Source organism: Aerococcus sp. NPDC058936, assembly GCF_042741995.1.
Lineage (GTDB): Bacteria > Bacillota > Bacilli > Lactobacillales > Aerococcaceae > Aerococcus.
In genome coordinates, this window is sequence record NZ_JBHYKZ010000003.1 from 165,444 (window position 1) to 189,244 (window position 23,801).

The following is a 23,801-nucleotide window of genomic DNA, read 5'->3' on the forward strand; positions in this document are numbered from 1 at the left end:
TTTTTGTGTATATTAACTATCTCTACGACTGACTAGTGTCACGACGGACTATTGCCACTCTTGGATAGCTTTAACTAAATTATTTGCAGCTGTTTCAATGATCTCTGGCTTAGTCGCTAGATTAATCCGGATATGAGTATCTTCTGGTCTAGTTGGCCAGTAAGTAGTCCCATAGTTGACACCTAAACGGGCACGGTCTTGAACCACTTCTTTTAGGTCAGCATTTTTCACATAAGCTCCTAGATCAAGCCAAGCAAGGTAAGTCCCTTGTAAGTCTGAGAATTGAACTTGTGGTAAGGCCGTTTGTACTGTTGTTTTCAGTAATTGGTAATTGTCCCAAATCACTTGGTTGACGCTCTCAACCCATTCCGCCCCGTAGGTATAAGCCGCTTCTGAAGCGATATAACCAGCAGGTTGCCCGCCAGTCACATGAATAGCATGTAAGAATGTATCCAATTTTTCTCTTAAATCAGCCCGTGGCACCACTATAAATGAATGGTTAAAACCAGCTAAATTAAAGGTTTTTGATGGCGAAGCAAAAAGGACGTAATTGTCAAAATCTGCGTCAATATTTCCAATAGCAATATGCTCATGTCCTGGCATAATCAAATCACGGTGGATTTCATCAGAGAATAATAAAACATCGTATTGCTTACATAAAGCCACTACTTTAGCCAATTCATCACGATGCCAAACGCGACCAGTTGGGTTTTGCGGTGAACAGAATAAGAAGACCTTAATATCGTCATCTTTGAAGGCACTCTCCAAAGCGTCAAAATCAATTGTGTACCCTTCTTGTTCGTTACCCAATAAATCTTGCATCACTAAAGTCCGGTTAGCTTCTTCAATAACCGTACGGAAGGGATTGTAAACGGGATTTTGAATTAAAATGTTGTCCCCTTCATTGGTATACGCATGTAAGGCAAAGGCAATACCCGTACATACACCTGGTGCAAACCGGTACCATTCAGCTTTTGTTTCATATTGGAAATGGTCATTTGACCAATCAATCATTGATTGGTAATAAGAATCTGGCACTGAATAATAGCCAAAGTATTGGTCATCCACAAAAGATTGAATGGCTGCCGTCACTTCTTTGGCTGGCGCAAAATCCATGTCCGCAATCCAAATCGGCAATAAGTCTTTGTCCCCAAAAACTGTCTCTAAATCATGCCATTTCATTGCTTTTGTATTTGAACGGTCAGGACTGTAATCTTTTAATATATCTACCATACTCGTGCCTCCTATAATTTGTTAGTAATTGTCTTGATATTTTCATTCTATCATACCTAATAGGACTTTGATTCAAGGGACAATCGCTTAAAAGCAATCGTTTTAACCTATCAAAGCCTTGGCTAATTCTGCCCCTCACTAGTCCAGCTCTTCAAGGCAATGATAGGAAAATATAATCCCAAGGCTTACTCACTAATAATGACAGCCCATTTAAGTCCCAATGGCTGTTGCTTGTTGTCTTAACTTTTTCTTGATAGAATGTAAGCGTGTACATAATAATTTAGACAACTTACATATGGAGGCTTTTCATCTATGACAAATTTACTAATATTAGTGTCCCATAGTCAAACCATCACAGAGGGTCTAAAAGAATTGTTAGAGACCATGGTACCAGATGACAACAATGCCTTTTCAGTCATTGCTGCAGGAGGGACCGAAGATGGCGAAATCGGTACGTCCGTCAGCAAAATCACGGAGGCCATTTTTGCTAATACGGACAAGGAAATTTTCATCTTCACAGATATGGGATCAGCCGTCTTATCTGCGGAAACAGCGCTTGATTTCGTGGAGGACGAGGTAAAAACCCAGATACACCTTGTCGAAGGGCCACTAGTTGAAGGGGCCTATGTGGGGGCAGTTCAGTCAACGATCAATCGAACGCCTGAACAAATTCTTGAAGCGATTAAAGAACAAAGCTAAATGTCTTAACGCATGCTTATCTTATTTAAAGTCGTTGATTGTAACCATGTTATCCATGCTTAAGGAGGTTTTTTCATGAAAAAAATTATCAACCAACCCGGTGATATTGTCAGCCAAATGGTCAAGGGTTTAGCCAGTGCACACGCGGATATTCTTGCTCAAGTGCCAGACACTCAAGTCCTCTACCGTAAAACAGAAACTCCAAATATCGTTGGAATTGTTTCTGGTGGGGGATCTGGACACGAACCAAGTCATGCAGGATTCGTCGGTAAAGGGATGCTGTCAGCAGCCGTTTCTGGGGAAGTCTTTACCTCCCCGACGCCAGACCAAATTTTAGAAGGGATTAAAGCAGCTGATAATGGGGCTGGCGTCTTCTTAGTTATCAAAAACTATACTGGTGACGTGATGAACTTTGAAATCGCCCAGGAATTTGCGGAAGCTGAAGGTATTGAAACCGCCGCAATCATCGTTGATGATGATATTGCTATGGAGGATTCTACCTATACTGCCGGTCGGCGCGGGATTGCCGGTACAGTCTTTATGCATAAAATCATCGGCTACTACGCAGACCAAGGCAAATCTTTAAATGACTTAAAAGCTATTGCGGAAAAGGTTAACGACAATCTTAAATCTATCGGCCTTGCTTTAACAGCCGCAACCGTCCCTGAAGTAGGTAAACCTGGTTTTGATATTGCAGATGATGAATTTGAATATGGTATTGGAATCCACGGGGAACCTGGTTACCGTCGTGAGAAAATCAAGCCTGCAAAAGAAATGGCTGCGGAATTAATTGGTAGGCTAAAAGAAGAATTCAACTGGACAACTGGAGATCGTTTTGCCGTATTGGTCAATGGGATGGGCGGTACACCGTTAATGGAGCTTTACCTATTCTGGAATGATATTCAAGGACAGTTGGCAGATGAAGGTCTAGAAGTTGATTTTGTGAAGGTAGGAGACCTAATGACTTCACTAGAAATGCAAGGGGCGTCATTAACCTTACTGAAACTTGAGGACACAGACTGGGTACCTGCCCTACAAGCGCCTGTAAATACTGCAGCTTGGTAATAGTTTAGTTAAGAGAGGATGTCATGTATGGATGTAAATGAAACAATAACTTGGTTAGACCAATGGTTTGACCGCTTAATAGAAGAAAAGGCTTATCTATCTGATTTAGACCAAAAAATCGGTGATGGAGACCACGGAAATAACATGGCTCGTGGTGCAGTTGCTACTAAGGAAGCCTTGGAAAGCAAACAACCAGCAGATGTATCCGCGCTGTTTATGACTGTTGCGCAAACCCTAATGAGTAAGATTGGTGGTGCATCCGGTCCTTTATATGGTTCTGCCTTCCTAGCCATGGCAACAACGGCTAAAAACTCAGAAGATCTCGCGGATATTTTTGCAGCTGGTTTAGATAAAATTCAACAAAGAGGTAAAGCAGAACCTGGTGAAAAAACAATGGTTGATATGTGGCATCCAGCAGTAGAAGCCCTTAAAGCGAATAATTTAAATCAAGAAATACTAGATGAAGCTAGCACTAAAACGACTAAACTTAAAGCGACGAAAGGTCGTGCTTCCTACTATGGGGAACGGTCTATTGGTGAACCTGACCCTGGAGCTGAATCAAGTAAGTTCTTATTTGAAGCCTTAATCAAGGCAAATGCTTAATAGTGATTACAAAAACCCCTTCTGACATTGTTTTGTCAAAAGGGGTTTTTAAATCGCTTATTTTCTTTTTAATAATAGTTTCATCGTCAAAATAAGGCTTCTCAAGAGCATTATTGAAACAAATCATTATTTTAATTTAATTATTTTGTACCTTCTTATAAGCACGGCGTAACATCCGTGCGTTCACTGCACAGACAACGGTAGACAAGGACATAATAACAGCTGACAAAGCTGGTCCAAGGACAATACCTAGTCCAGCTAAAACACCAGCGGCTAGTGGAATAGCCACCACGTTATAACCCGCACCCCACATGAGGTTTTGATTGATCTTTTGTTTAGTTGCTTTTGATAGGTTAAGAATATTTAAAACATCATGGATATTTGAATCAACCAAGATGATATCGCCTGTTTCTCTCGCAACATCTGTCCCGGCACCAATGGCAATCCCCAAATCAGCTTGAGCAAGGGCCGGCGCATCGTTGACCCCATCACCAATCATGGCAACACGTCCGCCATCTGCTTGTAACGACTTAATTTTGCTAGCTTTTTCATCCGATAAGACTTCCGCGAATACACCATCTAAATGGAGTTCTTTACCTACAGAATCAGCAACTTGTTGATTATCACCAGTTAACATCAACACTTGAATCCCTTTGTCTTGCAGTTGAGCGACTACTTGCTTCGCTTCTTCACGGACAATATCGGATACTGCAATAGCACCAACTAACACTTGATCATAGATAACAAAGACAACAGTACGCCCTTTAGAAGCAGAGGCCTTAAAAGCTTCTTCATCAAATGTATAACCTTCTTGTCTAGTAGCTTTTGGACTTAGGATTTGAATATTCTTCCCATTTACAGTCCCTTCAAGTCCTTTACCGGTCAGATTGTGATAATCCGCAACCTGTAATTTTTCAAGATTTCTATTTTCAGCTTCTTTCACTATACCTCGAGCAATTGGATGCTCAGATTGACTTTCAATCGCGTAGACAATTTGTAAAAGAGTAGTTTCATTAAACTTGTCATCCATCACAGTAATCTCATCTACCCCAAATTCACCTTTAGTAAGGGTGCCTGTTTTATCAAAAACGATCTTATCAATCTTATGAGCATCTTCAAAAGCGATACGGTTTTGAATAAATAAACCAGATTCAGCAGCTAGGGACGTAGATTCAGCATTTACCAAGGGAACTGCCAGCCCAAGTGCATGGGGACATGCGATAACAAAGGTAGCAACCATAAACTGTAAACCCATCAGGTAGCCGTCGATGGCAGTCCAAGCAGTAAAGGCGATAATCCCTACAACTAAAGCGATATAAAATAGGTATTTAGCCCAAACATCAGCAATTGATTGCGCCTTAGATTTTTGTGCTTGTGCGTCAGTAACTAAGTTAATAATTTGCGCTAAATAAGTATCTGTACCCGTTTTCGTTACAGTAGCCTTTAGGATACCGTCTCCGTTAATGGCACCCCCAACAATCTGTGCATCCGCTTCTTTTAATACGGGGACAGATTCACCAGTCAACATTGATTCATCTACTTCAGAATGCCCTTCATAAACTTTAGCGTCGATAGGAATCTTAGCACCTGGCCGGATGAAGATACGGTCGCCCTTCTTCAATTGGTCGACTTTTACTTCACTTGTTGACCCATCTTCATGGATAATTTCAGCATCTGACGGTAAGAGTTTGGCTAGCGATTCAACGGCATTACCAGCTGACATTTGCGCTTTCATCTCAATGTAATGTCCCGCCAACATAATCAATATCAAGCTTGCAAGTTCAAAATAGTAATTCATGCCACTAATGAAGAAGGTAGTTAAAACCGAATAGACATAAGCTGCGACAATCGCTAGAGAGATCAGCATCATCATACCCGGAACCCCTGATTTCAATTCATGCCAAGCATGACTTAAGAAAGGCTTTCCTCCATAAAAGAACACAATAGTAGCAAGAATAAATTCTAAAATTCCTTGCCCTGGAAAGTCGATATGATAGCCCAGTAAGTGCATCAACATTGGTGCAATAATCGCTAAGGGTATGGATAATATTAGGACTACCCAAAAACGTTGCTTAAAGTCTTCCATCATATGAGCGCCGTGTCCGCCATGTCCATGACCACTGTGACCATCATGGTTATGCTCTTCGTGATGCATATGTTCATGGTGGTCGTGGTCATGCTCTCCGTGATGCATATGTTCATGATCATGTTGCATATCGTGATGATGGCTTGTCTTATTTTCTTTATTCATTATTTTCTACCTCCTACTGCATGATAATTACAATTGTCTACATTTGTAAACTAAATCTAATTTAAGTATAATTGTCTTATTTTGAAAATGCAAATAATCATGCGTCAATCAAGAATACTTTTTTCCAGGTTGAGCTTGTTAAAAACAATTTAAGTATGTTTTTCGAATTTTATTACTGTAATAGAGTGTATTCAGAGAAGTTTATCTATCCAATCATAAAAAGAGGCATTTCATGCAGTCCTTGTGCTTTTTATCCTTGAATCGGCATACCTAGGCAGACACAGGCAAAAGGACTTAGTCGTTGGATTGACCAAACAGGATCGAATGTAATCGTCACAGTCACTGCCTTTATGATAGCTAATTGACTCAGTTTTTCCTGAAAGTCCTTTTCAATCACAAATACTAATGGACAAGCTGGTGTCGTAAGCGTGATCACTACAGTACACTCACCTGTGAGATTCAGATTTACTTCATAAATTAAACCTAAATTTGGAAAATCAATCCCTAACTCTGGGTCGATAACCTCGAGTAATTGCGCCATTATGACCTTTTGGTGGTTCACAGCTTCTCCTTTAAAAGCAATCCCATATGTGCTTGCTGATACGGACATCTCTTCACTCCTTCCTTTGCGTTAACTATCACTTTAGCTAGGTGCCAGTTCAAGGGTCAAAGAAATGATGATCTCATTTTAATTCGTATACAATATTGTATTAAGATAAATCTACATCCTTAGGTTTATTGCTTTCAAAACTAAGAAACTTTACTATTCTTCTCAAGTAGTAGTGCTATTTAACCCACTACTCAAAAGTAGAAAAGGATAGGTTATTACATATGAACCCTACCGATGATTTCACTGTTGACTTTAACCAACCTGTCAAAACGCTTATTGACCACCATCCCGACCTATTAGCTGTATTAGTTGAAATTGGTTTTACCCCTTTGGAAGACCCAATCTTACGCCAATCTATCGGTCCATTTGTGACCCTTAATCGCGGTGCTAAAATTGCAGGCGTCTCCGTAGCATTTATCTGCCAACAACTAATTTACAATGGCTATCAACCAATTGGAGTAAAGAAAAATAATGAAAAAGAAGCATACTAACCAAGAAGAACAACGATTACAGGTGCTTACTGACATGTTGACGCAACTTCACCATGGCGTAGACCCTAACAGTTTACAAGAAGCATTTAACCAGCATTTTTCCGGTGTTTCAGCCATTGAAATCGCCATGATGGAGCAAAAAATTATCTACGAAGACGATAATGACATCACCTTTGAAGATGTCTTGAAATTGTGTAACGTACATGCCCGCATGTTTGAAGACCAAGTAACAGGTCATTCAGCTGTAGAAATCGAACGAGAAAATCATCCCGTTCAGGTATTTAAAGCTGAAAACATGGCCTTTAGAGCCTGTATTAACCGAATCAACAATATTTTTAAAGTCTTAGAAACCTTAAACGAAGATGATCCTAGTCGCTTAGACTTTACAGACGGCCTGAAGCGGCAATACCAACTCTTAGGTCAATTTGAACACCACTATACTCGTAAAGAACGGGTTTTCTTTCCCCTGCTTGAAAAATACGGTTATAATGCGCCACCTAAAGTTATGTGGGCCAAAGATGATGAGATTCGTGACCTATTTCAAGCAGATTTAAAGCAAGTTGATTTATTAAGAAGTAAAGATTTTACAGAAAGATTAGTGACGGCAAAGTTGGCTTTTGCAGATTTTGAATATGAATTTAAGGAGATGATTTTTAAAGAGGAAGCCATTCTTATGAATATTCTAGCCGAAAGTTTGTCTAGTCAGGATTGGGCCAAAGTTAGTGAACAAAGTGATATTTACGGCTTTGCGATTATCCGGCCTACAGGCACATGGACAAGTTCAGATGAAAAAGATGTTGACCAACATGAAGCCACTACACCACTAACCAAAAATGTAGACCAGCCACGTAAATCCATCATTGAAAGCCAAAGAATCCGTTTTCCTGATGGCGCTATGCTCATCAGCTGGGAAGGAAAACCCGAATTTCAAGCTACAGAAAGCCGACAGCAAGCGATCATTGACCCTGACATGCCACTCCCTGTTGGCGATGGATTCTTATCTATCAACCAAATGCGGATTATCTTAGACCGGATACCAGTCACCCTTACCTTTATCAATTCAGCAGGACATATTCAATACACAAATTACACCCTGCCCTGTCAAGATAAGACGGGTTTCCCCTTTCAATATCGTGAAAATTGTCAGATAGGGATGGCTGCACAGACGCTTTTTCCGGCCAGTGTTTGGAAGACAATTCACCCAGTTTTTGATAAACTAAAATCTGGTCAAGAAAAGGCTGTGTCCTACTGGTTCCAAGAAACAAGCGCTAAGGGCACTGCAATGATTTATGTGACATATCAACCACTATTCGATGATCATCATCAATTCTTAGGTATCCTCGAATACGTCCAGGATATCCAACGGTTTATTGACATCGCCCCAGGCACAGACCGTTCTGTTAAAGGACCGGATGAAGCAGATTTAAAAAACAAAAAATTGACAGCTTTAGTACGACTCGAAGAAAATCTCACTAGCAAACAAAGTGAAACGATACAATTTTCCGATGGATATGTACAGGTTGATTGGTATAGTCACCACAATCAACTGCTCACTAGACCAGACCAAGTGGCCATTGATCAACCATTAGACTTGGAAAATGGCTATCTATCCCTTGCTGAGTTCACCAGTTTAATGAACGCCCTGCCTTTTGAAATTACCTATATAGACGAAAACTTCCGCTTTAGATATTTCAACCACGTGGTACCTTATGATCAGATGATTTTCAAACGCTCACCTTTGGAAATCGGTCGTGACATTGAGTTTTGTCATCCACCACGCTTATGGCCAAAGATTGCGCAACTTTTAGATGATTTAAAAAATGCTCGTCTGATTATTCAGCCAATGAGCTTTTCTAGCCCTAATTTTTTTGCACATACCGAATTCCTAGCCACTTTTGATGATCAAGATCAATTCCGCGGGGTAGTAGAGGCTGTCTTAGATATTCAAGACTACCGAAATTTAGCAAATACAGAAAAGCACTTTTTTTAATTCAAAAGATGACTAGTTTGAACTCAGGTCATTTAAATAAACTATTCGGTCAATACCACCATTCTTTAATCAGTCATGGTGGTTTTTTGACCGTTTTTATTTTTCGCTTTTTTAAAATCATACATTAATTGTTTATTTTTCTTCATTTTTACTTTTTGACCCATGCACTATTTTCGTTTACCCTTGTACGGGGCACTATATATGATAAAATATTTTGACGAAGACACTATATGTTGTGTCTAAACTTATTTTTCATGTTATAGTAAGGAGGCACTATTCATGGCACAATCAGTTCAAGAAATATTACACCAAGATAGCTTTGACCAAGTAAAAGTACACAAACGTGATGGTCGAACGGTCGCTTTTGATGTCGACAAATTACAACAATCCATTATAAAAGCAAGTCAAAGTGAACAAGCTGAAACAGCTAATATCAACCTAATATTGCACCAAGTATTAGCAAATTTAGCCGATATTCAAAAAGCAAACCCTAATGACGCCATAGAGGTGACCACTATTCATCACCAGTTAGTGCAGGTTTTACAAGACCAAAATTTCAACCATATAGCAAAGACCTATCTAGCAAACAGACAAGCGACTGAAGAAAGGTTTGCCAATGCAACTAACATCCAGACTCGTATGCAAGGGCTAATCAATAAGGCACAAGATGTGGTGAACGAAAATGCCAATAAGGATAGTAAGGTCTTTAATACCCAACGTGACTTAACAGCAGGTATCGTGTCGAAAGCTATCGGCCTTAAAATGCTACCCAAACATGTCGCTAATGCGCACTTAAAAGGGGATATCCATATCCATGACTTGGACTATAATCCGTACGCACCAATGACAAACTGTTCATTGATTGACCTAGAAAATATGTTTAGTAATGGCTTTAAGATTGGTAACGCCGAAGTGGCATCACCAAAATCCATTCAAACAGCAGCAGCTCAAACGGCTCAAATTATTGCCAATGTTGCATCTAGTCAATACGGTGGTACGACTGTTGACCGCATAGACGAAGTCTTAGCGCCTTATGCAGAAATGAATTACAAAAAGAATCTCGCTATTGCTAGAGAATGGATCGATGGTACCAAAAAACAAGAGGCCTTCGCAAAGTCTCGTACGAAGAAAGATATCCACGATGCAATCCAAAGTCTAGAATACGAAATCAATACTTTATATACTTCTCAAGGTCAGACACCCTTTACAACCTTTGGCTTTGGTTTAGGGACTTCTTGGTATGAGCGAGAAATTCAAAAAGCCATTTTTGATATTCGTATCGAAGGACTAGGCAAGGAAAAAAGGACGGCCATTTTTCCTAAGTTGGTCTTCACCCTTAAACGAGGGGTAAACCTTGAACCTAAAGATCCTAATTACGATCTCAAGCAATTAGCACTGACCTGTGCGACGCAAAGAATGTACCCGGATGTCTTAATGTATGACAAAATTGTTGAATTAACAGGCTCTTTCAAAGCACCCATGGGTTGTCGGTCCTTCTTACAAGCTTGGCAAGATAAGCATGGGCAAGAAGTGAATAGTGGCCGGATGAATCTTGGCGTGGTCAGTTTAAACTTACCACGGATTGCACTTGAAGCTAAAGGCAACCAAGAACGATTTTTTAGCATATTAGATGAACGGTTAGATATTATGGCGGATGCGCTTTTATTCCGTATCAACCGGGTAAAGGAAGCTAAGCCAGAAAACGCACCGATTTTATATATGCACGGTGCCTTTGGTAAAAGGTTAAATGAGGATGACCCAGTCGACCTATTATTTAATCAGAAACGGTCTACAGTATCAATGGGATATATCGGTTTATATGAGATTGGTACAGCTTTTTATGGCCCTAATTGGGAGTCACATCCTGACGCAAAGCACTTTACCCTGTCTGTTTTGAAAACGATGAAGCAAAAAGCTGATCATCTAGGAAATACCTACGGCTACCACTTTAGTATCTATTCAACACCAGCTGAAAGTCTGACTGATCGTTTTTGCGAATTAGACCTTGAAAAATTTGGGCCAATCTCGGATATTACGGATAAAGAATACTATACAAACTCATTTCACTATGACGTCCGTAAGTCCCCTACGCCGTTTGAAAAACTTGAATTTGAAAAAGACTATCCGCAATATGCCAGTGGTGGTTTCATTCACTACTGTGAGTACCCAAATATGAGACAAAATCCTAAAGCACTTGAAGCTGTATGGAATTTCGCCTATGACCGGGTGGGCTATCTAGGGACTAACACCCCAATTGATCATTGCTATGAATGTGGTTTTGATGGTGATTTTGAACCAACTGACCGCGGCTTTAAATGTCCACAATGTGGTAATAATAACCCTAAAACTTGCGATGTCGTTAAACGGACTTGTGGTTACCTCGGTAATCCACAGCAACGACCAATGGTACACGGACGACATAAAGAAATTTCATCTCGGACAAAACATCTCTCTCAAAGTCGCGTAAATATCTCATTTGAAGCGGACGGAGAAGATGCCATTGTCTACAATGAACCAGTATGGGGTGATCAGATTGACACCTAACCATAAGGATGAAAATGCCAAACAGACGGAAAAATCCTTAATTCCTAAAAAATATACCGAACGGTCTATGGTGGAAGACAAGCAAGAAGCGAGGCCTGAAGACTTTCTTAGCGAAGAAGATATTAAACGGGCCGAATTAATTCAGAAGAGGTTAGCTAGAAGAGCCCAGCGCGCACCCAAATCCCCCAATAACCCAGAACCAAAAGAATGGTTAGCAAAAGATTGGTCTAGAGGAAAAATCGCTGACTACAAAGCTTATAACTTTGTGGACGGCGAAGGTGTTCGTTGTTCCATTTACGTCAGTGGTTGTCTCTTCGCTTGTCCTGGCTGCTACAACCGGGTTGTCCAGAATTTCAACTACGGAATTGATTATACTGAAGCACTACAAAATCAAATTTTGGAAGATATTGGGGCTAGTTACTGCCAAGGTTTGACCTTATTAGGTGGGGAACCCATGCTAAACACTAATATCTTACTACCGCTATGCCAAGCTTTACGTGACCGCTATGGGCACAATAAAGATATTTGGTGCTGGTCAGGTTATACCTTTGAAGAGTTGCTAGTCGAATCAGAAGATAAACTTGCCCTCTTAGACTTAATCGATGTGTTGGTTGATGGTCGTTTCCTACAAGATCAAATGGATCTAACTTTACAGTTTAGAGGAAGTAGCAACCAGCGAATTATTGATGTCCCAGCGAGTCTTCAAAAGAATGAGCTTGTACTTTGGACAAATGCTGATGGCTTGCAATATAAGTAATCATTTTATCGGTTTACAAATATCAAATGACCTTTTATGCTGAGATAGGTATAGAATGAATTTTTAGATAAACCATTTCATTTAAAAATTTATCATTTTAAAAAGTTAGGAGTTACACAATGACAATGATAACCGTTGGTGGGATGATTGGCTTAGGGAAAACTACCATCACAAATTTAATCAGAGACGAATTGGACTTTAAACCCTTCTACGAATCTGTTGAAGATAACATTATGTTGCCTTATTTTTATAAAGCTAGTCCAGAAGAGCAACTATTGAAGCGGTATCCATTTTTGACACAATTGGATTTTTTGAATTCAAGATTTAAAACGATTAAACAAGCTTCTAAAGAAGATAAGTCCGTTTTAGACCGATCTATTTTTGAAGATTGGTACTTTGCCAGAGTGAATACAGACATTGGCCGTATTAGTGAAGAAGAGTTTTCAATTTATGAAAACTTATCCCGTAATATGATGGAAGAATTAGCTGAAATCCCGCGCAAGCATCCTGATTTAATGTTGTATCTGCATGGCTCTTTTGAAACAGTGATGACTCGCATCGAAAATCGTGGACGTGATTTTGAACAAGGAGAGGAACTCACCAACTATTACCACCGCTTATGGTCTGGTTATGATGATTGGGTGAAAAATCACTATAATCAATCTAAAGTGATGTTCATTGATATGGAAAAATACGACTTGGTCAAGTATCCCCACCATCAAAATGTCTTAATTCAAGATATTAAAGACTTTATGATCACAAATGATATTGTGACTGCCGACACATTTAAATAGAATACTGTTTGTTTAAGGAGATGGGCAAATGGAAATGGTAATACGACTTAAAAAAATTCAAGAATTTGCAAGAGAACGCATGGCTTTTGACCCCACTGGTCATGATTACTGGCATGCAGACCGAGTTGCTAAACTCGCTAAAGCCCTGTATATAGCAGATTATGGTGAAAGTAATACGGAGGCCTTGATTATCATTGAAGCCGCTGCATATTTACACGATACAATTGATGACAAGCTAGTTTCAGATATTATTTTTAGTCAAATGGAAGTTGAAAAACTTTTAGATGAGTTACATCTTTCACCAGCTAGTCGAGAAAATATTCTTTATACTATTCAACATATGTCCTACTCAAAAAACTTAACTACCCAATATGATTTGTCGGTTGAAGGCCAATACGTTCAGGATGCAGACCGAATTGATGCCCTTGGTGCAATGGGGATTGCCCGCACATTTGCTTACGGCGGTCACGCTAATAATGAAATTTATAATCCAAAAATCCCTGTGATGGATGTGAAAAATAAGGATGATTACCGTAACCATCCTTCAACTGCAATAAACCATTTTCATGAAAAGCTACTTAAACTAGAACATTCTATGAATACAGAAGCTGGTAAAGAGATTGCGCATGAGCGGACACTTTTTATGCGACAATTTCTTAACCAATTTATGGCTGAGTGGCAAGGAAATATTTAAACAATTCGTATTATTTATTGTAGAATATAATTAGCAAGTCATTTTGAATTTAAGAAAGAGGTTATATCATTGGATAAACGTAAAGATACTTCAGCAAGCACTAAGCTATATCTAGCAACACCTTTTTTCAATCCTGACCAAGTTCGCCGTGTAGAGGAAGCGACAAAAGCCTTAAACGCGAACCCAACTGTTGGTGTTGTTCATTTCCCATTTGATCATCAATACAAAGACACATCTTTTGACCGTGATCCAGAAGGTATTTTTGGTTCATTTGAATGGCAAGTAGCGACCTATCAAAACGACCTATCTGCAATGAATACTGCAGACGCTGGTGTTTTCTTATATGACGTTGAAAACGTCGATGACGGTACAGCCTTTGAGTTAGGTTTTATGCGTGCAATGCACAAACCTGCTATCGTTGTCTTATTAAGTGAAAATGGTTTAGAAAATAAAGAATTAAACCTAATGATTGCGCGTGGAGGTACTTACTTCATGACTGATATCAATGAATTAGCAACTTATGACTTCAATCACTTCCCAACAAACCCACTTCCAGACATGGATGTTATCTAAAAAATAACAAGCATCAGGTTAGCCTGGTGCTTTTTGCATACAAAAAAAGGCATGAAAGGAATTTAACCGCCCTTTCATGCCTTTAAAATTTTCATCAAAAATCAAGCAAACTATTCGTTTTTATCTATTAAGCTAATCGCTTTTAATTGTTCTAGCCTTATCTTAAACTTTAACAATCCAGCCTTCAGGTGCTTCAACGTCACCATTTTGGATACCCACTAATTGATCATACAATTTTTTAGTGATTGGGCCTACTTCAGTTTCTGAATAGAATACATGTTTATGGTCGTTATGGGTAATAAATGATACTGGTGAAATAACAGCCGCTGTACCACATGCTCCTGCTTCGCTAAAGCGGTCTAAATCATCAATAAACACATCGCCCTCTTCAACTTCTAAGCCTAAACGATGTTCAGCTAACCAAAGTAATGAGTATTTAGTAATTGACGGTAGGATTGAAGGTGACTTAGGGGTCACAAATTTATTGGTATCTTTTTCAATACCAAAGAAGTTTGCGGAACCTACTTCTTCAATTTTTGAATGTGTAGCCGGATCTAAATATACAACGTCAGAGTATCCTTGTTTTTTGGCTTCAATTCCTGGCTGTAAACTACCCGCATAGTTTCCACCAACCTTTGCTGCTCCTGTACCATGAGGTGCTGCACGGTCAAATTCAGATGTCGTAAAGGCTGTTGGAACCATACCACCTTTGAAGTAAGGGCCAACAGGCATGGCAAATACTGTGAAGATATATTCTTTAGCTGCATGTACACCAATATTATCCCCTACGCCAATTAATGTTGGTCGTAGGTAGAATGATGCGCCTGTACCATATGGTGGCACATATTCAGCATTTGCTTTAATCACTTCTTTAACCGCATGAATAAAGTCTTCTTCTGGCACTTCAGGCATCACTAAGCGAGCTGCTGACTCATTTAAACGTTTCGCATTTTGGTCAGGACGAAAGATTTGGATATCGCCTTCTTTTGTTTTAAATGCCTTCAATCCTTCAAAAGCACCTTGTCCGTAATGTAAAATTGGTGCCCCTTCTTCAATTTGGATCGTATTTTCAGTTTCCAAACCACTCTTATACCATTCGCCATCTTTCCAATAGGCACGCCAACGGTATGGTAAGTTTATATATTCAAAACCTAATTCTTCCCAATTGATTTCTACTGTCATGCTACTCATCCTTTCAAATCATATGTTTATATGAAATTCGTGTTGGTTTGGATATCATTCATCTAAGCAATAAACGCCTCTCACGATTCATTAATGTAGTATTAGTTTAACACTATTTATGAGAAAAAGGGTAGTTTATTTCTAATAAAAATGAGAATAAATCTCATTTTTAATGATTTTTGCTTTTCATAGATAAATAAAAAGTGTTGTCCAAAATAGACAACACTTTTTGAAATATATTTAGTAACTAGCGCTTACCAATTTTTATAGGAAACTTGCAACGATTGGTACTAAAATAGCAATCACAATACCAGATATTACCATGGCGATACTAGACATCGCACCTTGAAGTTCATTAATTTTCATTGATTCTGCTGTACCCATGGCGTGACTTGAAGTACCCATAGCTAAACCACGCGCAAAATATGAATCAATTTTTAGAAGTTTGAAGATCCATTCGTTCACCACAACACCAAAGATACCCGTCAAAACAACTGAACCAACAATGATTGGTGTAATACCACCAATTATTTCAGTAATATCAATAGCGATAGCAGTTGTTACTGATTTAGATAGCACCGAACGTAAAATTTCTTCATCCATATTAAAGATAACAGCGACAATCAAGACACTCACAACTGCTGTAACCATTGCTGCCACAACTGTAATAATAATTGTCCAGAAGTTTTCTTTTAAAATGTGCCGTTGTTTATATACAGGAATAGCTAAAGCAATAGTTGCTGGTGTTAACAGATAAGACACAAAGCTGGCACTCTCTTGGTAAACAGGAACATTTACCTTGCCAACAACTAAGATAGCAATAATTAAAATAACTGCAATTAACAATGGATTGGCAATAGGTGTTTTTAATTTCTTGTTTATCCACATGGCAATCATGTATACACCTAAGGTTAGAAATAAACCAAATGAGGGGAACAAATCAAATAAACTATTCATTATTTTCTCCTCCATTCTTAGCATTCTGACGTTTTTGTAGTGATTGCGCTATAAGACCAGCAACGGCCATTACAAGGATAGTTGTCACCGAAATAATCATAGACCAAGATAATAAATGCGGCTGTAAACTTGACCAGGAGGTAATAAAACCAGCACCTGGTACTACGAACATAGCAGGCATCACAGCAATTAACCATTCACCTACATTTTCAACTTGTTCCAGCTTAATCACACCAGTCATTAAGCAGATAAATAATATAACCATGCCGTAAATCGAGGCTGACAAGGGTAAAGGTAATATGTGTGATAATACTTCAGAGATTAAAGTAATCACAATAATAATAAAGGCTTGCTTAAAATACTTCACTTTTTAACGCTCCATTCTGTTTAGATTCGGTAAAATTCGCTAAACCATTTTGGCTTTGCGATGATGCATCACGAGGTTAGCATACTCATTTTTGATTGCATGAAAGTCGTCAACTTTTAACCACTCATACATTTTGCCACCATACATCGTCAGTTGTTGTTCAGCAACCGCTGTCCCATCATGCTTTAAGTTAGCGTAATGGTAAACGTAGGCACTAGCTTTCTCTCGCTTTAGATTAAAGTAATCCATCATAGTGCCCACGATATCATCCAATTGCCCATCTGTTAAGGTCATGTGTAGGGCTTTATTTCGCATATTTACGAAGCCAAATAATAAACCCGTATTAAGAAAGATATCTATATCCGATAGATTTTCTGCATCGCTTGTATGCATTAAATCTAATAGTTTTAGCATATCCACTTTTTCAGCAGATAATTGTAAGTTTTCAGCCATGGCATTAGGGGTTAATGTTTCCTTGGCTTCTTTAAAATGTTGTACGAAGGCTTTTGACGAACGTGGTAAGTCTTTGTAGTTGGTTGCCGGTACTACTCTTTCGAAAGTATCGTTGTACACGAAATATTTGCTGCCATCTTTACTGGCTAACTGAAAATCAGCTCCTTCTGGATACCAATAAATACCCGCTACAGTTGGTTCCAGTTCAGCAATTTTATTAATATCGACAAGAAGTACGCTCTTTCCGTCCATAATTTCAGTTTGCGTATCCGTCACAGCAAAAAAACGCCAACCACTATCACTTGGCATCAAGCTCTTTTCACGGAAGGCCCATAATAATGGTTGCTTCCCTTCAAGCAGCGCTACCGAAGCTAAACAATTACCGCCGTTTGGAATCAATTGCTTGGTCATATTTATCCTCCGCATATTGTTGTAGATCAAATGTTGTTGTTGAATAGATTTGTCCTTATCCATTTTAGCATACAAATTAGCAAAAAATAATCATCCATTTGCCGAAAATGTGCGGTTTATAATGGTTGTTAGCGATTTTATAAAGTCAGTTTCTTGATCGATCATCGGGGTATGCCCCGCATCCGGTATAATCATCATTTCTTTTGTCGGTGCTTGAACCTTTTCAATCATTTTTTCTGACTGACTTCTTGGTACTTGGATATCATTTTCCCCAGAAATCAGGTAAAAAGGCATACTGAATTCAAGATCCCTTGCATATATGTCTGTCGCTAATAACTCTCGGTACAAGCGCTGGTTGAGTAACATACGGTCCAACATTTCCTGGTCACCTGCCGATAGTGTATCTACCTGATTGGTTAACAATAAAGGTAAATATTGGACAAAATCAGCTGTTCCAAATCCTAATTCACGCTGAACTGACCGTAAAATCGCCGCCTCATAAGCTAAAGTCAAAAAATTGTCCGTGTTAGGATAATCAGTTGGTATCTCACTTAATTGATCAAGTAAATCTTGACGCCCTAAACTTGTCGCCAATTCTCGCGTCTGACTTAAAGCCACTGCCTCATCCTCAACTGGTGTGACTACTTGCCCAATGCCCACATAAAAAGACACATCATCCGGATGGTCAAGCACATAAGAGGCACCTAACGCCGACCCCCATGAATGACCAATAATGCCCACTTGATCAACCCCATAACGAGCCTTGGTATATGCAACTAAATCTGTTAAAGAAGCCTGTAAATCGACCATATTGGGTTCTACATTTGAATTTGCTTCATAAGTTTGACCCGCACCAATCTGATCCCAAAAAAGTACATTCACCTGATCAGCTAACCCAACTAAAGTATCTGCTTGGTTTGTATAAGAAAAGCCTGGTCCCCCATGGAGAAAAATAGCTACCGGTAATCCTTCACCCTGACCCACCTCATACACATACTGGTCTATGCCATTCAAACCCAGAAAATGACTTTCTTGAATGCCTGAATCTCTCAGTTCAACTGCCGGTAAATCAGCCATTTTTGCATTAAATTGACGCAATGAATCTTCTCCATTGGCCTCAACATCTTCCGCGAAAAGGGAGGGCTCTTCATCTAAGCTAGTAACTGCCTCATCCATATTCAGCGCATCCAAATCTGTACCATCATCCTGGTAATTTAACCCACAACCAGTAAGTACAGCACTGGTTACCAACAACACAAGACAATTTTTCATAGAATCTCCCCCTCTTTTCTATCATTATATAGAAAAAGACGCAGTGACAAATCACATACGCCCTTAAAATGAAATGGTAATCAATTATCAGCTTTTTCTAGTTATTAGTAGAGCAAGTCAGGCTAATCTATTTAAGATTTTTTCTCGATTTTCTTTTCAGTTTTCTTCGCTGCTTTAGGTATCACACGATAGTTTTTTCGGATAAATTTTGGGAATTTTTGTTTATTAATAATTTGCATTAAGGTATCAGATGTATAAACTGCAAGCGCAATAGCCAAGGCAGTAAACAGTGTACTTCCTAGTTCAGTATAGCCTTGGGCCGTATTCCCTTGAATAAAGGCTAATGCTGTCCGGTACATGCCACCTCCTGGTACAAAAAGGAAGAAGGCTGGAATAAAGAAAACTGTTACCGGTTCTCGAAAAATACGCGCATACATCTGGGAAATTAATGCAATAACCAAGGAACCAAAATAAGTAGCCATTATTACTGAAAAACCACCGAGATGTAAACTTATCAGATAACTACCCCAACCAGCAATATTAATGAGTGGTGTCCAAAATAGCACTTTTCGTGGCCCTTCAATCGTTAAAATTGCAAACAAACCTACCCCATAAGCACCTATTAATTGTAAAATAATATCCATTATCGTCATTAATATAAACCTCCAATCAAGGCAAGGCCCAGTGCTGCGCCTAGGGCAATCATTAAGGCGTTCAAGAAGGCTTCTGTTGCTCTAGAAACCCCCGCAATGTAGTCTTCATGAAAAATATCACGTAAGGAGTTCGTTATGGCCGTTCCTGGAACCATTGGCATCAATGTAGAGATAATGACAATATTGATATCTGTATTCGATAATATATAGGCTTGCATTAAATAAGCAGCCACTGTTACAACAAGCGCTTGAATAATATTTGAAAAACCTTCACTAATATAGTATTTATCCACTAGACGGTATAATAAGGCTAAAATTAAACCATTAATTGAAGACAAGATCAACTCGTTAATACCTCCCCCAAAAAGGAAACAGAAGGCTGCAACTAAACCCACTACCCCGATTGATACTTGTAATTTTGAATATTGGGGCTTCTGGAACCGAATAACCTGTAACCGCTCATAAGCTTCGTCAATTGAAATATTACCTGAAGTTAATTCACGTGAAATATGATTTACTTGGGTAATTTTATTTAAATTGTTAGAACGGCGTGTAATCCTCTTAATACCAGTAAACCCAGAACCTTCAAAAGATGGGTCATCAAGAGTCATATAAAGACCTGTTGAAAGAGAGATTGCCACTGCATATGCGGCATTTGATGTTGTTAAAATACGGTTCATCGTATCTTCAACACGGTATGACTCTGCATTACTTTCTGTCATTATTTGCCCAGCTAACAGAGCCGTTTCTAAAATTTTCTTATTTAAATCTACCATTTTGACCCACCCCTTCTCATAATCCACGGCTATTGTACCATAGGTCATCAACAAATAAAGATGCCGATTTCCATCTAAATGTATTCTATTTCAACCTGTCTTCTAACCCAAGTCAGATTAAATTTATGTTATAATTGCCCCGACTAATTAGATGAAGGAGCAATTAAATATGATTACCATGGCAGGCATGATCGGTGTTGGTAAGACTACTTATACCCAACATATGGCAAAAATATTTCAAGCAGAACCACTTTTTGAAGAAGTATCAGAAAATCCAATTTTGGATGCATACTACAGCCAACCAACGAAATATGCTTTTTCACTGCAAATTTACTTTTTAAACCAACGCGTTAAAAGTATTAAACGCGGGATGAAATTTGACCGTGCAATATTAGATCGGTCAATTTATGAAGATGCTTTATTCACTCAGGTAAATAATATTAACGGCAATATATCAGATGTAGAATGGCAATTGTACCAAGACTTATTGGCCAATATGATGGACGATGTTCGCATAATTTCAGAATCAACCAATCAATCACCGAAATTACTTGTTTACTTACATGCACCTTTCGATTTAGTTCTTGAGAAAATCAAGCGTCGTGGTCGTCCATACGAACAAGTAGAAGGGCGTCCAGATTTACTAGCCTACTATAAGCAACTACACACCTTATACGATGAATGGTACGCAAACTATGACCATTCAGCTAAAATGGCCATTGATGTTAGCAAATTTGACATTTTAACAAATAAGGACCAAGAAATCGTTGCGAAAAAAATTCAAGACAAGTGGGCAACACTCCAAAAGAATTAATCAATATAATATAAGGTGTTATTTAATATTGATCAGTTAAATATCATACAATGCATATCGTTTGCACGCTATATTTATATCCTTTAGTATATAAGTATCAAAGCTTTAAGGAGGCTATAAATTATGGCAAGAATTGCAACTGTATTGGCTAACTTATTTGAAGACTCTGAATATACTGAACCAAAGAAAGCTTTAGAAGCAGCAGGACATGAAGTCGTCACAATCGGTATGAAAGCCGGTGAAACTGTTCGTGGTAAAGCTGAAGGAACTGAAGTAACTATTGAAAAATCTATCGATGAAGTAGAAGCGAAAGATTTCGATGCCTTATTAATTCCTGGTGGCTATTCACCTGACCAACTACGTAAACATGACAGCATGTTAGACTTTGTACGTCATTTTGACAGCAACAACAAATGGATTTTCACCATCTGCCATGGTCCTCAATTATTGGTAAATGCTGAAACCTTAAAAGGTAAAGACATTACCGCAGTGAAACAAGTGGCAATTGATGTGAAAAATGCTGGTGCAAATTTCTATGACAAAGAAGTTGTGATCGATGAAGCTGGTAAATTAATTTCAAGCCGGACACCTGAAGACTTACCTGCATTTGATCAAGCAATTGTCGATGCATTGAAATAAATTCTAAAATAGCTAAAAGCAAGCGTTACATCTGAATAGGTGTAGCGCTTTTTTTGATAACACTTTTTATAGAAAAAAACTACCTCGCAAAAGGTAGTTTTTTGTGCCTTCAACTAATTAGCCAAATGTTTTCTTGACCCGTTGAATATAAGGCACTTTGTCTATTCTGACCAGGACTAGGTAAGCAATTAATGACCCTGATAATGCCCCGATGATAAACCGCGGTGTATAGACAAACCAATACATATCTTGAGCAGACCCTGTAAACCAGACCATGATTGGGTAAGAGAGTAAGGACCCAATCAGGCCTGTTCCAATAAATTCGCCTATTATAGCACCAAGATATGTATTCATCCATTTATAACCCACACCAGCCAGAAAGGCCCCAAATACGGCACCAGTAAGTGCTAGCGGTGGAATCCCAAATAAGATCATCCGGATAATCCCACATGCGAGTGCCATCACTGTCCCATAAATGGGACCCATCAACACAGCAGCAATCACATTCATGACACTAGACATTGGGGCAATCCCTTCCACCCGAAATAGTGGTGAAAGGACAACATCCATAGCTATCATCATGGCTAAGATCGTCAATTTCTGTACTTTATTATTTGTCATCATGTTGGATACCCTCCGGCCAAGTTTCAAGATTAAAAGCCATTTCCCAGAAATTAAATTCCATTCTAGCACTTACGACAAATGCGGATACCATACTATCCTGGTCTTCCTGACTAGACTCAGCGTACAGACGGTTCAGTAGGGCGCATTCCTTTTCGATAGCCTCACTTGCTTCTTCCCCACCGTATGTCTCAATCCATCTTTGGTAGATTGGGACAGGTGAAGTCACATTTAATTGTCTTAACCGTTGACCAATTTCAAAATACAGCCAAGAACATGGCAATAAACTAGCCGCTGCAACTGCATCATTATTTTCCACTAACTGCCGGTACATATGTGATACATAGTGGTAAGCAGTTGGCGCAACGCCGGTCCCTTTTAATTCGTCATTTGTTACCGCCAATTCTTCAAAAAAGTTGGCACGGATGGCTAATTCACCTTCCGCTAAATGGCTGGCATTTTCAAGCATCTGCGTCTTTAACGCAGGCTCATCAGTAATTTCTGCGACTTTATCATAAAGAGCTGAAAAGTGACGCAAATAATAAGCATCTTGGATCAAATAGTAACGGAAGTTTTCAATGGGTAACGTCCCATCTTGTAACTGCAAAATAAAAGGATGGTTGAAACTCCCCTCCCAAAAGGGTCTCGTTTGACTGCGGGCGATTTCTGTAAAAGTCTTTTCCATCAAATCATATTCTCCAATCTCATAATCATATTGCCGACGATAATTAAACTCATGCATAAAACAATAGCTGGTGTAGACATTTTCCAATGACGGTACTGGTGGCGAGGCTGGTCTTCAGAGAAACCCCTAGAATACATGGCTTCTGCGTACCGATCCCGCCAATTGAGGGCTAGAAAGATCACTTTCACATAATAGAGAGGTGACCATGGATATAATTTCTTCCCCCTTAATAAACTGGCATCATGCATACTCTTGATTTCCCTTTGAATTTCAGGCACAGCATGTATCACAACCAACAAGCCATAGATAAAAATAGCCGGCACTTTATACTGTTCAAAAATTAGTAAGCAATCTTGTAAGTCAACCGCAATCATAAACCCTATTCCTAAAGCCGCAAAGGCATAGGTTCTAGTGAATAATACCCAAGCATCATCTAGTCCACTTCCTTGGATATAGACCGACCAAAAAGTGGTTATGGCAGGAATAAAAGGTAGGGCTAATAAAAATACCAGTACACCAAACCGTTTTTTAATAGCTAAGTAGGCTACAACCATCAATAAGACATAAATATTCAGCCAAACCGAATAGGTAAAAGATATTTCAATCGTGAACAAGAATACCAAGGCCAAAATAGCTGGAATCGCTGTTTTCTTCTCTTCCATCAACT

25 protein-coding genes are annotated in these 23,801 nt (G+C 39.0%); 12 read left to right on the forward strand and 13 right to left on the reverse strand.

Annotation, left to right across the window (positions count from 1 at the left end):
• Positions 1-48 precede the first annotated feature (48 nt).
• On the reverse strand, positions 49-1,233 hold the full coding sequence (locus ACFW0C_RS03665; RefSeq protein WP_378105455.1) for a MalY/PatB family protein: 1,185 nt from the start codon (positions 1,231-1,233) through the stop codon (positions 49-51).
• A gap of 312 nt (positions 1,234-1,545) precedes the next feature.
• Between ACFW0C_RS03665 and dhaM the strand changes: the two genes are divergently transcribed.
• The 3 genes from dhaM (at position 1,546) to dhaL (ending at position 3,600) form a co-directional block, all read left to right on the forward strand.
• Positions 1,546-1,932: a dihydroxyacetone kinase phosphoryl donor subunit DhaM gene (gene dhaM, locus ACFW0C_RS03670; RefSeq protein ID WP_378105456.1), complete on the forward strand. Its 387-nt coding sequence runs from the start codon at positions 1,546-1,548 to the stop codon at positions 1,930-1,932.
• A gap of 75 nt (positions 1,933-2,007) precedes the next feature.
• On the forward strand, positions 2,008-2,997 hold the full coding sequence (gene dhaK, locus ACFW0C_RS03675; RefSeq protein WP_378105457.1) for a dihydroxyacetone kinase subunit DhaK: 990 nt from the start codon (positions 2,008-2,010) through the stop codon (positions 2,995-2,997).
• Positions 2,998-3,024: 27 nt separating this feature from the next.
• Positions 3,025-3,600, forward strand: a complete 576-nt coding sequence (gene dhaL / locus ACFW0C_RS03680; protein ID WP_378105459.1) for a dihydroxyacetone kinase subunit DhaL — start codon at positions 3,025-3,027, stop codon at positions 3,598-3,600.
• 136 nt (positions 3,601-3,736) lie between these two features.
• Here dhaL and ACFW0C_RS03685 read toward each other — a convergent pair whose 3' ends face one another.
• On the reverse strand, positions 3,737-5,851 hold the full coding sequence (locus ACFW0C_RS03685; RefSeq protein ID WP_378105462.1) for a copper-translocating P-type ATPase: 2,115 nt from the start codon (positions 5,849-5,851) through the stop codon (positions 3,737-3,739).
• A gap of 250 nt (positions 5,852-6,101) precedes the next feature.
• Positions 6,102-6,461, reverse strand: a complete 360-nt coding sequence (locus ACFW0C_RS03690) for a metal-sulfur cluster assembly factor (RefSeq protein ID WP_378105465.1) — start codon at positions 6,459-6,461, stop codon at positions 6,102-6,104.
• Between the two features lie 221 nt (positions 6,462-6,682).
• Here ACFW0C_RS03690 and ACFW0C_RS03695 point away from each other — a divergent pair, with 221 nt between their 5' ends.
• From ACFW0C_RS03695 to ACFW0C_RS03725, 7 genes are all read left to right on the forward strand, one after another.
• Positions 6,683-6,952 carry a DUF1858 domain-containing protein gene (locus tag ACFW0C_RS03695; RefSeq protein WP_378105467.1) on the forward strand — a complete coding sequence of 90 codons (270 nt, stop codon included), beginning with the start codon at positions 6,683-6,685 and terminating at the stop codon, positions 6,950-6,952.
• Positions 6,933-8,942 carry a DUF438 domain-containing protein gene (locus ACFW0C_RS03700; RefSeq protein ID WP_378105469.1) on the forward strand — a complete coding sequence of 670 codons (2,010 nt, stop codon included), beginning with the start codon at positions 6,933-6,935 and terminating at the stop codon, positions 8,940-8,942. The genes ACFW0C_RS03695 and ACFW0C_RS03700 overlap by 20 nt, the downstream gene beginning before the upstream one ends.
• Positions 8,943-9,221: 279 nt before the next feature.
• Complete coding sequence (nrdD, locus tag ACFW0C_RS03705) at positions 9,222-11,486, forward strand: anaerobic ribonucleoside-triphosphate reductase (RefSeq protein ID WP_378105471.1); 2,265 nt, start codon at positions 9,222-9,224, stop codon at positions 11,484-11,486.
• Positions 11,487-11,553: 67 nt separating this feature from the next.
• The gene (gene nrdG, locus ACFW0C_RS03710; RefSeq protein WP_378105588.1) at positions 11,554-12,243 is read left to right on the forward strand and encodes an anaerobic ribonucleoside-triphosphate reductase activating protein; all 690 of its coding nucleotides are present in this window, start codon (positions 11,554-11,556) and stop codon (positions 12,241-12,243) included.
• 119 nt (positions 12,244-12,362) lie between these two features.
• Positions 12,363-13,037: a deoxynucleoside kinase gene (locus tag ACFW0C_RS03715; RefSeq protein ID WP_378105473.1), complete on the forward strand. Its 675-nt coding sequence runs from the start codon at positions 12,363-12,365 to the stop codon at positions 13,035-13,037.
• 28 nt (positions 13,038-13,065) lie between these two features.
• Entirely contained in the window at positions 13,066-13,731 is a 666-nt protein-coding gene (locus ACFW0C_RS03720; RefSeq protein WP_378105475.1) for an HD domain-containing protein, read from the forward strand.
• Positions 13,732-13,800: 69 nt separating this feature from the next.
• Positions 13,801-14,304, forward strand: coding sequence for a nucleoside 2-deoxyribosyltransferase (locus ACFW0C_RS03725; RefSeq protein WP_003142845.1), 504 nt, complete (start codon positions 13,801-13,803; stop codon positions 14,302-14,304).
• A 162-nt stretch (positions 14,305-14,466) separates the two neighbouring features.
• On the opposite strand, the gene ACFW0C_RS03730 is transcribed toward ACFW0C_RS03725, so the two are convergent.
• The 7 genes from ACFW0C_RS03730 to ACFW0C_RS03760 form a co-directional block, all read right to left on the reverse strand.
• Positions 14,467-15,486: a branched-chain amino acid aminotransferase gene (locus ACFW0C_RS03730; RefSeq protein ID WP_378105478.1), complete on the reverse strand. Its 1,020-nt coding sequence runs from the start codon at positions 15,484-15,486 to the stop codon at positions 14,467-14,469.
• A gap of 264 nt (positions 15,487-15,750) precedes the next feature.
• Positions 15,751-16,443: an LrgB family protein gene (locus ACFW0C_RS03735; RefSeq protein WP_378105481.1), complete on the reverse strand. Its 693-nt coding sequence runs from the start codon at positions 16,441-16,443 to the stop codon at positions 15,751-15,753.
• On the reverse strand, positions 16,436-16,810 hold the full coding sequence (locus ACFW0C_RS03740; protein WP_290491274.1) for a CidA/LrgA family protein: 375 nt from the start codon (positions 16,808-16,810) through the stop codon (positions 16,436-16,438). The genes ACFW0C_RS03735 and ACFW0C_RS03740 overlap by 8 nt, the downstream gene beginning before the upstream one ends.
• Positions 16,811-16,849: 39 nt before the next feature.
• Complete coding sequence (locus ACFW0C_RS03745; RefSeq protein WP_378105484.1) at positions 16,850-17,674, reverse strand: DUF2185 domain-containing protein; 825 nt, start codon at positions 17,672-17,674, stop codon at positions 16,850-16,852.
• Between the two features lie 90 nt (positions 17,675-17,764).
• A complete protein-coding gene (locus ACFW0C_RS03750; RefSeq protein ID WP_378105487.1) occupies positions 17,765-18,946 on the reverse strand; it encodes an alpha/beta fold hydrolase in 1,182 nt (393 codons plus the stop codon).
• A 131-nt stretch (positions 18,947-19,077) separates the two neighbouring features.
• Positions 19,078-19,599 carry a threonine/serine exporter family protein gene (locus tag ACFW0C_RS03755; RefSeq protein ID WP_378105489.1) on the reverse strand — a complete coding sequence of 174 codons (522 nt, stop codon included), beginning with the start codon at positions 19,597-19,599 and terminating at the stop codon, positions 19,078-19,080.
• Complete coding sequence (locus tag ACFW0C_RS03760) at positions 19,599-20,375, reverse strand: threonine/serine exporter ThrE family protein (protein WP_378105491.1); 777 nt, start codon at positions 20,373-20,375, stop codon at positions 19,599-19,601. The genes ACFW0C_RS03755 and ACFW0C_RS03760 overlap by 1 nt, the downstream gene beginning before the upstream one ends.
• A gap of 151 nt (positions 20,376-20,526) precedes the next feature.
• Here ACFW0C_RS03760 and ACFW0C_RS03765 point away from each other — a divergent pair, with 151 nt between their 5' ends.
• Both ACFW0C_RS03765 and ACFW0C_RS03770 read left to right on the forward strand, forming a co-directional pair.
• Positions 20,527-21,189, forward strand: a complete 663-nt coding sequence (locus ACFW0C_RS03765; RefSeq protein WP_378105493.1) for a deoxynucleoside kinase — start codon at positions 20,527-20,529, stop codon at positions 21,187-21,189.
• Between the two features lie 123 nt (positions 21,190-21,312).
• Complete coding sequence (locus ACFW0C_RS03770; RefSeq protein WP_026465560.1) at positions 21,313-21,828, forward strand: type 1 glutamine amidotransferase domain-containing protein; 516 nt, start codon at positions 21,313-21,315, stop codon at positions 21,826-21,828.
• Between the two features lie 117 nt (positions 21,829-21,945).
• Here ACFW0C_RS03770 and thiW read toward each other — a convergent pair whose 3' ends face one another.
• From thiW to ACFW0C_RS03785, 3 genes are read right to left on the reverse strand one after another with little or no spacing between them, the layout of a single operon-like run.
• Positions 21,946-22,449 (reverse strand): energy coupling factor transporter S component ThiW, encoded by a 504-nt coding sequence (gene thiW / locus ACFW0C_RS03775; RefSeq protein WP_378105590.1) that lies wholly within the window; start codon positions 22,447-22,449, stop codon positions 21,946-21,948.
• Entirely contained in the window at positions 22,439-23,134 is a 696-nt protein-coding gene (gene tenA / locus ACFW0C_RS03780) for a thiaminase II (protein ID WP_378105497.1), read from the reverse strand. Before tenA ends, thiW begins: the two co-directional genes overlap by 11 nt.
• A complete protein-coding gene (locus tag ACFW0C_RS03785; RefSeq protein ID WP_378105499.1) occupies positions 23,134-23,796 on the reverse strand; it encodes an energy-coupling factor transporter transmembrane component T family protein in 663 nt (220 codons plus the stop codon). Before ACFW0C_RS03785 ends, tenA begins: the two co-directional genes overlap by 1 nt.
• Positions 23,797-23,801 lie beyond the last annotated feature (5 nt).